The organism is Frankia sp. BMG5.23, assembly GCF_000685765.2.
GTDB classification, from domain to species: Bacteria; Actinomycetota; Actinomycetes; order Frankiales; family Frankiaceae; genus Frankia; species Frankia casuarinae.
The window spans coordinates 159,770-172,511 of record NZ_JDWE01000006.1; the positions used below are offsets into that span (position 1 = coordinate 159,770).

The 12,742-nt window shown below is 68.5% G+C and carries 11 protein-coding genes and 1 pseudogene; 7 read left to right on the forward strand and 5 right to left on the reverse strand.

Annotation, left to right across the window (positions count from 1 at the left end; all coding sequences use genetic code 11):
* Window positions 1–25 precede the first annotated feature (25 nt).
* From BMG523DRAFT_RS04800 to BMG523DRAFT_RS04810, 3 genes are read right to left on the reverse strand one after another with little or no spacing between them, the layout of a single operon-like run.
* Window positions 26–931 (reverse strand): FAD/NAD(P)-binding protein, encoded by a 906-nt coding sequence (locus tag BMG523DRAFT_RS04800; RefSeq protein ID WP_235462859.1) that lies wholly within the window; start codon window positions 929–931, stop codon window positions 26–28.
* Entirely contained in the window at window positions 903–1,370 is a 468-nt protein-coding gene (locus BMG523DRAFT_RS04805) for a cyclic nucleotide-binding domain-containing protein (RefSeq protein WP_043590507.1), read from the reverse strand. The genes BMG523DRAFT_RS04800 and BMG523DRAFT_RS04805 overlap by 29 nt, the downstream gene beginning before the upstream one ends.
* The gene (locus BMG523DRAFT_RS04810; protein ID WP_043590531.1) at window positions 1,357–2,544 is read right to left on the reverse strand and encodes a 4Fe-4S dicluster domain-containing protein; all 1,188 of its coding nucleotides are present in this window, start codon (window positions 2,542–2,544) and stop codon (window positions 1,357–1,359) included. Before BMG523DRAFT_RS04810 ends, BMG523DRAFT_RS04805 begins: the two co-directional genes overlap by 14 nt.
* A 243-nt stretch (window positions 2,545–2,787) precedes the next feature.
* Between BMG523DRAFT_RS04810 and BMG523DRAFT_RS04815 the strand changes: the two genes are divergently transcribed.
* Window positions 2,788–3,720: an NUDIX hydrolase gene (locus BMG523DRAFT_RS04815; RefSeq protein WP_043590509.1), complete on the forward strand. Its 933-nt coding sequence runs from the start codon at window positions 2,788–2,790 to the stop codon at window positions 3,718–3,720.
* Between the two features lie 54 nt (window positions 3,721–3,774).
* Here the strand turns inward: BMG523DRAFT_RS04815 and BMG523DRAFT_RS04820 are convergent, their stop codons facing one another.
* On the reverse strand, window positions 3,775–4,485 hold the full coding sequence (locus BMG523DRAFT_RS04820; RefSeq protein ID WP_043590511.1) for a DUF1918 domain-containing protein: 711 nt from the start codon (window positions 4,483–4,485) through the stop codon (window positions 3,775–3,777).
* 633 nt (window positions 4,486–5,118) lie between these two features.
* On the opposite strand from BMG523DRAFT_RS04820, the gene BMG523DRAFT_RS04825 reads away from it, so the two are divergent.
* The 5 genes and pseudogenes from BMG523DRAFT_RS04825 to BMG523DRAFT_RS22660 all read left to right on the forward strand — a co-directional run bounded on the left by BMG523DRAFT_RS04825 (window position 5,119) and on the right by BMG523DRAFT_RS22660 (window position 9,585).
* Window positions 5,119–5,742 (forward strand): DoxX family protein, encoded by a 624-nt coding sequence (locus BMG523DRAFT_RS04825; RefSeq protein ID WP_043590513.1) that lies wholly within the window; start codon window positions 5,119–5,121, stop codon window positions 5,740–5,742.
* A gap of 219 nt (window positions 5,743–5,961) precedes the next feature.
* Window positions 5,962–8,403, forward strand: a complete 2,442-nt coding sequence (locus BMG523DRAFT_RS04830; RefSeq protein WP_043590515.1) for a UvrD-helicase domain-containing protein — start codon at window positions 5,962–5,964, stop codon at window positions 8,401–8,403.
* A 466-nt stretch (window positions 8,404–8,869) separates the two neighbouring features.
* Window positions 8,870–9,172: a DUF6342 family protein gene (locus BMG523DRAFT_RS04835; protein ID WP_011438859.1), complete on the forward strand. Its 303-nt coding sequence runs from the start codon at window positions 8,870–8,872 to the stop codon at window positions 9,170–9,172.
* A gap of 41 nt (window positions 9,173–9,213) precedes the next feature.
* A pseudogene (locus BMG523DRAFT_RS24215) lies at window positions 9,214–9,336 on the forward strand (IS607 family transposase); the annotation flags it as partial.
* A complete protein-coding gene (locus BMG523DRAFT_RS22660; protein ID WP_349257427.1) occupies window positions 9,325–9,585 on the forward strand; it encodes a zinc ribbon domain-containing protein in 261 nt (86 codons plus the stop codon). The pseudogene BMG523DRAFT_RS24215 and the gene BMG523DRAFT_RS22660, both read left to right, overlap by 12 nt.
* A gap of 942 nt (window positions 9,586–10,527) precedes the next feature.
* On the opposite strand, the gene BMG523DRAFT_RS26970 is transcribed toward BMG523DRAFT_RS22660, so the two are convergent.
* Window positions 10,528–11,289, reverse strand: a complete 762-nt coding sequence (locus BMG523DRAFT_RS26970) for a GntR family transcriptional regulator (RefSeq protein ID WP_043590517.1) — start codon at window positions 11,287–11,289, stop codon at window positions 10,528–10,530.
* Window positions 11,290–11,579: 290 nt separating this feature from the next.
* Here BMG523DRAFT_RS26970 and BMG523DRAFT_RS04850 point away from each other — a divergent pair, with 290 nt between their 5' ends.
* The gene (locus tag BMG523DRAFT_RS04850; RefSeq protein WP_152987828.1) at window positions 11,580–11,933 is read left to right on the forward strand and encodes a hypothetical protein; all 354 of its coding nucleotides are present in this window, start codon (window positions 11,580–11,582) and stop codon (window positions 11,931–11,933) included.
* Window positions 11,934–12,742: the final 809 nt, after the last annotated feature.

Here is a 12,742-nt window from a genome sequence, read left to right on the forward strand (position 1 = left end):
GTAGACATCGGCATCGGCATCGGCATCACAGCTCCCGGACGGCGAGCAACGGTTCCAGGCGGTCGTAGCCGCAGACCGGTCCGTCCAGACAGAGCATCAGCGGGCCGAGCTGGCAGCGGCCGCAGTGACCGAGGCCGCAGTGCATGTTGCGTTCCATGGACAGGTGGATGCGGTCGGCGAGTACGCCGGCGTCGACCAGGGCCCGTGCGGTCAGCCGCATCATGATCTCGGGTCCGCAGGTGAACGCGACGGTTCTGGCCGGATCGAAACGCACGTGCGGGAGGAGGGTGGTGACGACGCCGACCCGGCCGTCCCATCCGGGCCGCGCACCGTCGACGGTCACCAGGGCTTGGAGGTCGGTGCGGTCCTGCCAACCGGCCAGTTCCCGGCGGTAGAGGATGTCCGCGGGTATACGGGTGCCGACGAGCACGACCACGTTGCCGTAGTCGGCGCGCCGTCGCAGGATCTGCCGGACGACCGGCCGCAGCGGCGCCAGCCCGAGCCCGCCCGCGACCACGACGACGTCCAGCCCGGCTGCGGCGCCTACCGGCCAGCCTCGCCCGAACGGGCCACGCACCCCGAGGACGTCGCCCGGGCGGGACGCGCAGATCGCTTCCGTCACCGCGCCGACCGCTCGGACGGTGTGCACAAGCGGGCTGTCGGTACCAGCCGTCACGGAGTCGTCGCCCGCCACGGATTCGTCGCCCATCGCCGGGTCGCAGCCCGTCACGGACAGGGGGACCTCGCCGACGCCGAAAGCGTAGACCATGGTGAACTGGCCGGGTGCGGCGATGATCGGAACGTCGGAGAGCGGCGCGAGTTCCAGGGTCCACGTGTCACCCGTCTCCTGGTGGCGGCGGGTCACCCGGAACGGCCGAGGGGTCATCTCCCCGGCCGGGCCGTCAGCCCTGGCCCGGGTTTGCGTAGACATCGAGCAGCCGCAACCGGGTGGCCTGCAGGCGCTCGATGAGCACCTGCGCAAGGTGGGACAGCACGTCGTAGCCCAGCGCCGGGTCCTGGGAGAACTTCTCGCGTAGGCAGGCACCGTCGATGGCGGTGGCGCGGACCAGCGAGAGGGCACGGGCGTCGAAATGGAGCCGGTACGGCGGGAACAGCCAGGACCAGCCCACCACATTGCCGGCTCCGACGGTCTCGATGGGGACCAGACCCCGGGTCTGGACGAAGGTTTCGATCGCGACCGTGCCGTGCCGGATGACGTAGAGAGTGTCGGCCGGGTCGCCTTCCCGCAGGAGTACGTCGCCCGGGTGGAAGATGGCGTGCCGGGCGCACCCGGCGAGGAGGGCGAGGTGGTCCGGGTGCATACCGGCGAAGACGCCGACCTCGCCGAGCGGTGCCTCAACCAACGTCATCGCCGGCCACGGAGTTCGCTCGAATGGCGGTCAGTTCCTCGGTGACGTCGATGCCGACGGGACACCAGGTGATGCACCGTCCGCAGCCGACGCATCCGGACGTTCCGAACTGGTCGTGCCAGGTGCCGAACTTGTGGGTCAACCACTGGCGGTAGCGGGAGCGTCCGGAGGCACGGACGTTGCCGCCGTGGAGGTAGGAGTGGTCCAGCGAGAAGCAGGACTCCCAGCTGCGCCAGCGCTCCGCCTCACTTCCGGTGAGGTCGCTGACGTCCTCCACCGAGGTGCAGAAGCAGGTTGGGCACACCATCGTGCAGTTGCCGCAGCTCAGGCACCGCTGCGCCACCTCGTCCCACCGTGGGTGTTCGAGGTTGTCCGCGAGCAGGTCACGCAGGTCGGCCGCGTCGACGGTGCGTCCCATCCGGTCGGCCGCCCCATCCACGGCCGCCTGGGCCGCGCTCCGGTCGGCGGCTTCGCCCGGGCGCCCCGCCAGTTCGCCCAGTATCTCGACGCCCCGGGGGGTGCCCGCCTCGACGAGCAGCCGGTGGTCACCGGCCAGGACTTCGCTGAGGACCAGGTCGTAGCCCTCCCGCACCGCCGGGCCCGTGTTCATCGACACGCAGAAGCAGGTCCCACCCGGCTCGTGGCAGTTCACCGCGACGATGAACACATCGCTGCGGCGAGCAGCGTAGTCGCGGTCGGCGTGGCGCCCCCCGAGCAGGATCCGGTCCTGGGTCGCGATGGCCTGCAGCTCACAGGAACGGACGCCGAGGAATGCCACCGCTGCCCGCGGTAGCGGTTCCTCCGCCACCTCGAAGCCGCCGTCCCCGAAGCCGCCGTCCCCGAAGCCGCCATCGCCGAAGCCGCCATCGCCGTCGCGGCGGGTCGTCAGCAGGCGCAGCCGGGGCGGCAGCAGGTTCTGCTTCCACGAATGCGGCCCCACCGCGTAACCGAACAGCGCCGCGTCGCGACGACGCTCGAGCCGGTAACGACCCGCCTCCTGGACATCGGTCCACCCCACCGGGAGCTGCGCCGCGCTACTGATCTTGTCGTACACGATCGCGCCATCCCGCACCGTCGGGCCGACGACCTGATACCCGCGTGCACGCAGCACGTCAACGAGCGTCCCGAGCACCGCCGGCTCGACGACGAGCTCGGCCACACCTGCGTCCGTCACCTCACCCTCCACTCCCCGGACAGCGGTAACCTTCTGTGGCGAGTTCCATACCCCTGGGTGCCGTCGGGGAACATGCGCTTCAGGTGGGGATCCCCGCCCTGGTAGCGATGGACGCCGCGGACGGCCCGACCGCGATCCGCGCCGCCGGCGGCGGGTTGTCGACCGAGGCTTGCGGGACCGGGTCTTGCGGGGATGTGCCCGTCGTCCTGGCGCCGCGGCGGCTGGAGCCGAAGACTGGACGGCATGAAGTCGTCGGCTGATCCCTGGGATAGGCCGGTACGGGTCGTAGGTGCCGCCGGTGGGGTGCTGTGGCGGCCCACGCGGGACGGGCGGCAGATCGCGGTCGTGCACCGGCCGCGGTACGACGACTGGTCCCTGCCCAAGGGCAAGCTGCGTCGGCGGGAACATCCGTTGCTCGGTGCGTTGCGGGAGGTCGAGGAGGAGACTGGTTACCGGGCCTGGCTCGGGCCCCCGCTCGGCGAGTACCGCTACCTGACGGACGGCGGCAGGACGGTGAAGACGGTCCGGTACTGGGCGATGCAGGCCCATTCCGGCACGTTCGTCCCCACCCGGGAGGTGGACAGGCTTGCCTGGCTGGCGAAGGGGGATGCGGCGCGCCGGGTCAGCTACGACACCGACCGCCACGTCCTCGCCGAGTTTGGTCGGCTGCCGGCGGGTCGGCTGCCGGCGCCGACGGCCGCACTCGTCGTCATCCGCCACGCTCGGGCCGCCCACCATCGGCGCTGGGACGGGCCTGACCGGCTACGCCCGCTCGATGAGCGCGGCCGGGCCCAGGCGAACGCACTGGTGCCGCTGCTGACCAGCCTGGGGATTCGCCTGTTGATCAGCGCCGACCTGCCCTGCTGCACCGCCACGCTCGCCCCGTACGCGCGCGCGGCCGGGCTCGCCGTCGAACCGGAGCCGGCGCTGGCGGACACCGGCTATCCCGGATCGGAGGCGAGGGTGGTCGCTACCTTGATGGGGCTCGCGGCGTCCGGGACTCCGACGGCGATCTGTAGCCAGCGCACCATCGTTGCCGACCTGATCCGACGGCTCCTGGACGGCTGGTGCTGGCCGGTCCCGGACCAGCTCGGGGTACGGGAGGGCGGCTTCTGGCTGCTGCACTGCCCTCCCGGCAGGCTGGTCGCAGCGGAACGTCACGATCCCGTAGCATGATTAGCCTGACGGTGCGTGTTTGTCACGCATGCAGGGTTGAACCCGTCGTCCTTTTCAGCCGGTGCCGCTGCGGGCCTCCTCGGGAGGGTGGCGGACCTCGGCGTCCGGTCCCGGGTAGACGAAGCTGACGTGCCCGGTGTCGGACCAGCGGACGGTGAACGGTGGGTCGCCGGCAGGCGAGCGCACCTCAAGGATCTCCCCAAGGCGGTCCGGTTGCGTGACGGTGGGACGGTGGACAACCAGGGTGTCGCCGGGATGGGCGCGCATCGCCCTACGCCGGGGCGGCAGTTCGAGCGCCGGCTCGACGGGCTCCTCGCCGGTGGTAGCCAGCGGTGGGGCCTCGCGGTGGGGGGCAAAGACCTCATCGGCGAGCGGGTGTACCAGCTCGGCCATCTCGTGCTCGGTGCGGATGAGCAGATCGTCGACGGACAGCAGGCCGACGAGCCGGCGGCCGTCGACGACCGGGAGCCGGCGGATCGCGTGGTCACGGAAGATTTCGTAGGCCCGTTCGAGGTCGACGCCGGACGGTACGGTGATGACCTCGGTGGTCATGAGGGCGTCGATCCGGCTGTCCGTCGGGATACCGCGGGCAACGCCGCGTAGCACGATGTCGCGGTCGGTGACGATCCCGACCAGGCGGTCGTTCTCCATGACGAGGAGCGCGCCCACGCCCTGCCGTTCCATCTGCGCCGCCGCGTCCCGAACCGTGGTGGACCGCTCCACGGTGACCGGCCGCCGGACGATCGTGCTACGGATGTCGGCCATGCTTACCCCTCCAGGAAGGTACTCGCCCCCGGGCAGTGACTCCTGGCCCCAGCCCCGCGCCGGCCGAGCAGCCCCGCCGCGGACGTCCGCGCCTGCGACCTGGGCCGACCCAACAGATCGGACCAGTTCTGCCGAGGGCGCCGGCGTTCCATGCTCGCCATCTGGTTGTTCCGTCCTGGCAGCAGGCAGCTGCCCGGCCCAGCCGGCGCCACACACGCCCGCCTGCCGGACGCCGCCGGCCCGTTGTAGACGGGCCCAGATGCCACCGGATGAGCGTCGCCGGACGGTCGCCGAGTCGCGCGGGTAGGGTCACAATCTTCTCTTCTCCCTAGAAGAATGCAGATCATCACCCAGCGTGCCTCTTCTGACCACTTTCAGTCTCTACCCACGCCTGGCTCGCCCGAACCACGGACCGGCCAGATCCAGGCCCACGACGGGCTAGTGCAGCGCCGGCCGCTCCACCTTGGCAGGACGCCGATGATCGCCATCTATCCGCTCAGGTGCGCGCTTCCCCCGGTCGGATCACCCCCACGGGCGTGGGGAGGACCGCGGTGGTACCGGCCCGGCAGAGCGGGCAGGCACAGTAGTGACCAAAGCTTCACCGTATGCTTTCGCCTGGATCAGGGTTTCGACATGAAACTGCTCGCTACGCGGCACCGGGCATCCCTCCACCTGGCACCCGCCACCCCCGCCCCGCCCGACGCCTCCCGCACGGGCCCGTCCCGCACGGGCCCGTCCCGCACGGGCCCGTCCCGCACGGGCCCGTCCCGCACGGCCGTGTCCGCAGCCGACCTCGGGCTGCTGCTGCTCCGGATGACCTTCGGTCTACTGCTCGCCGGGCACGGCGCGCAGAAGCTCTTCGGCCTGTTCGGCGGCCACGGCCTCACCGCGACCGGCAAGGGATTCGCCCAGCTGGGTTACCATCCCGGCACCTTCTTCGCCGGGCTGGCCGGCGCGTCCGAGTTCCTCGGCGGCCTCGGCCTGGCGGTGGGCCTGCTGACTCCGTTGGCGGCCGCGGCCGTGATCGGCGTGATGATCAACGCAATGATCGTGACCGCACCGAACGGACTGTGGGAAACCGACGGCGGCATGGAGTACCCGCTGTGCGTCGCGGTGGTCGCGATCACGGTGGCTGCGGTCGGTGCCGGGCGGCTGGCGCTCGACCGCCTCTTCCGGCGGCGCGACGGCGGGCTGCCCGAGGCGGCCTTCGCCCTCGGCCTCGGCGGCATCAGCGCCGCCATCGTGCTGGCGGTCTAGAGCGAACTTACGTGATCGTTCTCTGCCGAAAGCGGCCGTGGCCAGGGTGTTCGAAGAGTTCGAGTCGGCACGCTCGAACCAGCGTTCGAAAGTGGACTCACCTTTCCAAGAACAACCACTCTTCCCTAGGGCCTGCAGACCACCGTCGCCCGTAAACGTAGCCAAACGATGGCTCATTACCGTACTCTTACCTGTGACATAAGGTGAGGGAGTAGTAACGTGCTTTTGGATGGACCGGCAGCGCGCATCCCCGCCACCGCTGCGTCGACCGCCGGCACGTCGACCGCCCATCCGCCGACGACCGCCTCGTCGACGCGAGACGCCGACCCGCTGCCAGAACCGTCGGCCCTCGGTCAAGCTGTCCTGCTCGGGATGGAGATCGACGGAGTCCAGCGACAGATCCAGCACCTGACCGACGTGCTGAAGCAGTTACGCCGCCACCGCCAGCGCTGGGAAGCCGGTGGCCGGGCCGAGCAGAGTGTGGTCCGAGTGCTGGTCGGTATGGACGACGCAGGGTGGCACGTGCTGCCGGACCGACGGTGGCCAGGCACCCGCCGGGCCAACATCGACGTGATCGTGGTGGGGCCTGGCGGAGTCTTCGTGGTAGACGTGAAGAACTGGCGAGAGATCACCGTCGAACGCGGCCGGTTATGGCGTGGCGACGCCGACGCGGACGACGATGTCCGCAAACTTCTGGATCAGACCGTAGCGGTGGAGGAGGTGCTGGTAGAGGCAGGTCTGCCACCGACCGAGGTGGTTCCGCTGCTGGTTCTGGCCAGGCGGAAAAACGTCCGGGCACAACTCGACCGGGTGACGGTGCTCGGCGAGCAGGACCTAACCCGCGACTTGGCGCGTCGTGGCGCACGCCTGGCACCGGACCTCGTTGAACAACTACTGGACCGTCTGGCACGCGGTTGCCCGCCGATGCCCCGCGCCACCGCCGCCACCACCACCACCACCGCCGCCGCCGTCACCGCCGTCACGGTCGCCAAGGCGCCGACCTCACGGTCTGTCCGCCGTCCGGTCGCGCGCCGGGCAGGTCCCTCTTCGAACGGTACGGCCGCGACCGAAAGCCCAGCCGCTATCGAGCGGCCCACTCAGGCCTACTGTCCAGCTCCGGCCGGGCGTCCGACTTCTTCCGAGCCGCTGTCGCCGCCCGAGCAATCGGTTCCACCAGATCAGGATGCGCTGCTGAGCCGCGAGGAGCTGTGGCAAGAACTTCTCGACGCCGCCGCCCGAGAGCCGATCGAGACGTGGATGACCTGGCTGCACCCGACGCAGGCCCGCCTGGCCGGCCGGCAGTGGTCCGGTCCGGCCCGCGTCCGCGGCGCGGCCGGTACCGGCAAGACGGTCGTCGCGTTGCACCGCGCCAAGTATCTGGCCGCCCGCGGGGAACGGGTGTTGTTCACCTCGCTGGTGCGCACGCTGGGGCCGGTCTACCGCGCACTGCTGACCCGGATGGCCCCCGAGCACGTCGACCGGATCGAGTTCGCCACCGTCCACGCCGTCGCCACACGTTGTCTTCGCGAACACGGCTTGGCAGACCGGCACCAGCAGGAGGCCGCCGACACCTGTTTCTGGCGCGCCTGGGGGCAGGTCGGGCAGTTCTCGGTTCTGCCCGGGCTCGGCCTGGCTCCCGGGTACTGGAAGGACGAGATCGCGACAGTCGTCAAGGGCCGAGGCCTGACCGACTTCGAGCAGTACGCCAAGCTGGCACGCGTCGGGCGCAGCACTCCCTTGCAACCGACCCACCGGCGTGCGGTGTGGGAGCTGTACGAACGGTACGAGCAGCTCCGGACAGAGCGCGGCGTCCTCGATCGCGACGACGTGCTGCTCCTGGCTCGCGACCTGGTGCGCGAGAGTTCCGACACCCGGTACGACGCGGTGATCGTTGACGAGGTACAGGACCTTACGTGCGTCGGTCTGCAACTGCTGCATGCCTTCGTCGGCGACAAGCCGGACGGCCTGCTCGTGGTCGGCGATGGCCAGCAGTCCATCTATCCCGGCGGTTTCACCCTCGCCGAGGCCGGCGTCGCCGTCGTCGGACGCTCCACCGTGCTCGGGAAAAACTACCGTAATCGCGAGAAGATCCTGCGCTACGCCCAGGCGGTAGTCGCCGACGACAGCTTCGACGACCTCGACGGCGTCCAGGAACGCGGGCGGCGCGAGGTCGACGTCGACCGGCCGGGAGGCGAGATCCGCGAGGTCACGGTGTCGGGCACCGTGGCGCAGGATGCGGCGCTCTGCGAGCACCTCGTGGAGTTCCATGACAATCGGAACGTCCGTTACGGCGATATGGCGGTGCTCGTGCCGACGAACGCCGCGGCTGCACGGTGGCTGCGCGTCCTCACCGAGCGGGGCATTCCAGCGGTTTCCCTCAAGGAGTATGACGGAACCAGCTGTGAGGCGGTCAAGGTCGGGACGTACCACCGGGTCAAGAGTCTCGACTTCGCCCATGTCTGTATTCCCGACCGCAACCTCTTCCCGAAGCCGCGGCGGCCGTCCGAGTCGGCCGACGCGTTTCGCGAGCGTACCCAGTTGGAACGCCGACAGATGTACGTGGCCATCACGAGGGCACGAGACAGCGTGTGGGCCGGTATTCGCGAGGTACCCGACTCGAACCACTCGATCCCCGCCGAGATCGGGCACAGCTCCAGGTAGGAAATCTGGTTCGACTCCACCCAAAAGCGGACAGTGGTTAACTGGTTTGATACATTTAGGTAATATCCGTGCGCCACCGCCTCCGGAATGTGACGCTACGTACGCGAGGTACGCTTCCATCACTAGCTCTGGGGGGGAGAGGTGTTGTGGCCCTCATGCCTGTGACTCGGATGGTTGAACGGCCCCATCCGGAACAGGGAATACGGAGATCAAGGAAGCGATCGTTCCTGTCTATTGAGACTTCCACGCACCCGTTTACTGGTCCGATCGGGTAGAAAAATTGGCCAGGAGCGCAGCCGGAAGTCGAGAAAATTCCGGCCGGAACGTGCGGTGTTCTCTCCGGGCCGGCGCACGCAGAGATGCCTCCTGCTAACTCCTGTTTGCCGATGGCCGGGTTTTTCTCGAAACCATACGAACCTACTCCAGCCAGGAGAGGTTTCCCGCGCAAGCCAGAATGGAGCAGACCATGGCGGAAATTGATCTCGGATTGGCCACGGACTGGGATGAGGGCGACACCCACGGCCGAATCAGGTTGAGGCAGAACCAGAAGTACCCGAACTCGCCCAAGAAGGATGTGCTCATCAGCTCACCGGTGAGCATCGAACTCTCGGTCAACACAAACTACTCCACCTCCCAGGAAGCCGACAAGATCTTCTTCACGACCCACCACGGCAACCAGAAAAAGATCATCGCAATACTGGACTCCAACGGAGACCTCTACATCGCTGGCCGCGTGATCGAAGGGCAGTCGAACCTGTCCTACGAGTAGCCCGACAGCTCGGGGTGGGCCGGCACCGCCGCGCCCACCCCGGCACGGACGTCGCTGCCATGCTCGCCCCGCTGGGCCGGCGGCTGCTGGTCGTCGACCCGGCCGAGGTCGACGACGACCTGGTGCGCGACGTCACCGAGATCCTGACGTCGCTGTGCGCCCGGCCGCACGCAAGCCTGACACTGTCCGAACTCACGTTCACCTGCCAGTCCTGCGGGCTGGTAGGCGACCGCGACCTGAACGCCGCGGTCAACCTGTCCAACCTCGTCGCCGCCAGTACNTCGGAGACNGTAAACGCCCGTGGAGCCGACCGTAAGACCCCGTCCGCGGGGCGGGCGGCTGGGAAACGGGAACCCGGNACGGCTCCGGCCGGTCAGACCGGGAGTGCCTCACCGCAAGGTGAGGCGGCATGAGCGCCGCTATCGGGCGCTCTTATGCAACGGTTACTCCGATCCCCACGTCACTCCCCTATGTCCCCTCCCCTGTGTCCACGCCGCGATGTCCCGGTCCGACGCGATGCTGTGAGGGCGCGTGCTCGTCGAGTCGGCCGCGTTGTCCGGCCTCCACACACGGCCGAACACCTGGTAGGACTGCCCCCGGGCACCGAGGAGGCGGCCCCGCCAGCACCGGGACTGGCGGATAGGAGGCCCTTCCGCGTCTGACGCGGCCCCGCCGCCCATCGGCCAGCCAGGTGGCGGTGCTCATCCAGAAGCATAACCGGCAAGATCATTATGCTCCGTCCGTCTGTGGCTACATAACGAACAACCCAGCCCCCGCCAGGTCGGGCGAAGCCCGACACTCGGGGGTCCGGGGGTCGCCCCCCGGGCAGGCATAACGGCCGATGGCGCAGCCGATCAAAGATCGGCAAGCAGCCGAAGCCGGCGCGTGGAGACGAGGGGACTCGAACCCCTAACCCCTGCCTTGCAAACACTGAGCTTTCACGCTATATGGGCGTTTTGGGTGCCTTCAGGTGTCGTCTGGTGCGGGCTCTAGACCGTCTCGTGTCGGCTGGTGATGGCCTGTGCTGGCGGCTGTGCTGACGATCCGCTGACTCTGATCATGGCTCGTTCTCGGGCGATCTGCGACGCTCCGACACGCGGAATGGGGTCGGCGGTCGACGCGCCACGGGGTGCCGACCGGAGGGAGGCGGGGCCCCGTGTCGCGCGGCGAACCGACTGGGGCCCCGTTCGGCGTGGCGGGTGCGGCGCGGGGGGCGCCTGCGGGCCCGGAGGGCCCGCCTTGAACAAGTAAGGAAAGTTGGCACGATGCGCCCTAGATCACCTGGAACAAGTAAGGAAAGTTGGCACGATGCGCCCTAGATCACCTGGATCAAACGTCTCAGTTCATCAAACGTCTCAGTTCACGGCGAGACGGTAGGAGAGCACGGATCGGTGCCCTGCCATGACGATGTCGGCCGTCTCGACCGGCGTATCACCAACCCGGTAGGTGCGCTTCATCACAAGGGTGGAGACACCTGGCGGAAGTTGAAGCGTCGTCACTTCGTCGGCGGTTGGGGGGCGAGCCGTGATCTCTTCCTCAACGGAGTCGATCCGGTGGCCGATGAGGTCGAAGCGTGCCACGACGCCAATGGCCGCGCCTTCCTCGGGAAGCTCGATCGGCGTGCCTGCGGTGAGGGCGGCCGGTTCCCAGGATGTGGCGGTCTGGATCGGCGTCCCGTCATAGAGGTAGAGATATCGCGTCACGATCACGGGGTCGCTGGACTGGATGGCGAGCCGCTCGGCGGTCTGCTCGTCTGCGGTCTCACGAGTGGTCTTGTGGTTCCAGGACGCTCGTCCGCCGGACGCTGCGACGGAACGTGCGAACGGAGACGTCGACTCGTTAGATGCTTGCGGACGTCTCCGGTAGAAGTCGGTCGCAATGCGGCGGACCGACGGTCGGGTCTGAACGAAGGTCCCGTGCTGCCCACGGGTCTCTACCAGACCTTCACTCTGTAGCTGAGCAATCGCTCTCCGGATCGTCTCCTGGGCTGCATTGAACGTCCGGGATAGCTCGCGGTGCGGCGGGAGTCGGGTACCCGGGGGGTATTCGCCAGTGTCGATCTTGTCTCGCAGCGATGCCGCGATCCGGGCATACGGCGGGCGGCTCGGCGTGGACATGCCTTAGAGCATATCGAGCGCCACCGACCAAAAGATCTTGAGGCCATGCCCTAGGGCATGTGGACATGCCTTAAGGCATGCTGGTACTCTGTAGTTACGCCACGGCGGGAGGCAACCCGTCGGGCGTCCGGGCCTTCTGGACATGGAGAAGGCCCGGGTGGGAGGCACCCCACACCGGGCCAGACGCACCTTGCGAGTGCTCTTTGAGCATACAGCGTCTGACCTTGGTGGGTGGCTCCTGGCTGTGTCGGTTCTCGGCGTGGTGCCGGGTCGATCCGGGAGGACGCACAATGTCACTGACAGTGGACATCTCTGCGGTGGTAGCGGGGGTCGGGTCGTCGGCTCCGACCGATGACGTGTTCGATCACGTCGGGGTGTCGGCGTGGAAGCTGGGTACTCCGCTCTACCTGTCGCGTGTCGAGATGATCGCGGTTCTTGCGGCGGGGTCGTACGCGACTCCCGAGGACATGGCGACGCTGGGTGAGGTGCGGGAGCACCTGGAAACAGCTGCACTGCTGCATGGTGTGGCGGGGGTGGCTGCGGCGGTGGAGCGGCTTCAGCTCGGGACGCTGCCCGTCGACTGGGTGGAGCTGTGCACGTCGCGGGTGGACGCGCTGCTCCTGGTGTGGGGTGCGGGCCGGTGACTCGGCGGAACACGCAGTCTCGCGGTGGACGCTCGGACGCTCCCGCGGAACGGGGTGTGGTGTTGACCGGACGGGCTGACCTTCAGGAGTGGGCGGACTGCGGCGGCCCGGTCGACTGGGAGCGTGGCATCGTCCCCACCGTGGCTACGCCCGGGTGGGAGAGCCCGGCGTCGCCTGCTACGCGGTTCGGGCGGTAGACCGATGGCGCGACTGAGGAGAGGCGCTGCGGCGGAACCGGTGTACGTGGTCGCTCCTGGCGCGGGGGCTCGTCTGCGTGCTGGCCGTGGCGGTCCGCGAGAGATGACACGATCCGGGGTGGACTCGACGTCGTTGCCACTGGAGCGCACGGCGGATGGCGGCTGGTACGCCACGGACATGCCAGAGATCGTTTTTTACGGCGACTGAGCGGCGCGCGACGCTCCGTGTGGGTACGCGGTCGGGCGGGGCTCCCTCTCCGACCTGACCGCGCCACCCCGGGGACCACGCCGAACGGTTGTTCGCCTGTTGTGTGCATCCTGGAACGCTCGGGGTGCCCTGCCCGTTGCGGTGGGTGAGGCTCGGCAACTCCTCACGTCCGTACCTGGTGCGGCGCCCCTCATGCGCGGCGGCTGACGCTCTATCTCGCCACTACACGCGCGGGCATTCCTAGCCGATGGGCCTTTTCCTTCCCCTACCATTTTTTTCTCCGTTCCGGGCGCTTTTAGAAACTGTCGAATGGTGGTTCTGTCAAGGGCGTTCACGTAGTGCCCTTGACAGGTTCTCCATTCGATAGACAATGCCGCGCCCCCGGAATGGGGAAATGAGGTGTG

Bases quoted from the DNA above. Each gene is read 5' to 3' on its own strand.
- BMG523DRAFT_RS04820 (WP_043590511.1), bottom strand. From the start codon at position 4,485: ATGGCCGACATCCGTAGCACGATCGTCCGGCGGCCGGTCACCGTGGAG.
- BMG523DRAFT_RS04800 (WP_235462859.1), bottom strand. From the start codon at position 931: ATGTCTACGCAAACCCGGGCCAGGGCTGACGGCCCGGCCGGGGAGATG.
- BMG523DRAFT_RS26970 (WP_043590517.1), bottom strand. From the start codon at position 11,289: ATGTCCACGCCGAGCCGCCCGCCGTATGCCCGGATCGCGGCATCGCTG.
- BMG523DRAFT_RS04835 (WP_011438859.1), top strand. From the start codon at position 8,870: ATGGCGGAAATTGATCTCGGATTGGCCACGGACTGGGATGAGGGCGAC.
- BMG523DRAFT_RS04815 (WP_043590509.1), top strand. From the start codon at position 2,788: ATGAAGTCGTCGGCTGATCCCTGGGATAGGCCGGTACGGGTCGTAGGT.
- BMG523DRAFT_RS04805 (WP_043590507.1), bottom strand. From the start codon at position 1,370: ATGACGTTGGTTGAGGCACCGCTCGGCGAGGTCGGCGTCTTCGCCGGT.
- BMG523DRAFT_RS04850 (WP_152987828.1), top strand. From the start codon at position 11,580: ATGTCACTGACAGTGGACATCTCTGCGGTGGTAGCGGGGGTCGGGTCG.
- BMG523DRAFT_RS04825 (WP_043590513.1), top strand. From the start codon at position 5,119: ATGAAACTGCTCGCTACGCGGCACCGGGCATCCCTCCACCTGGCACCC.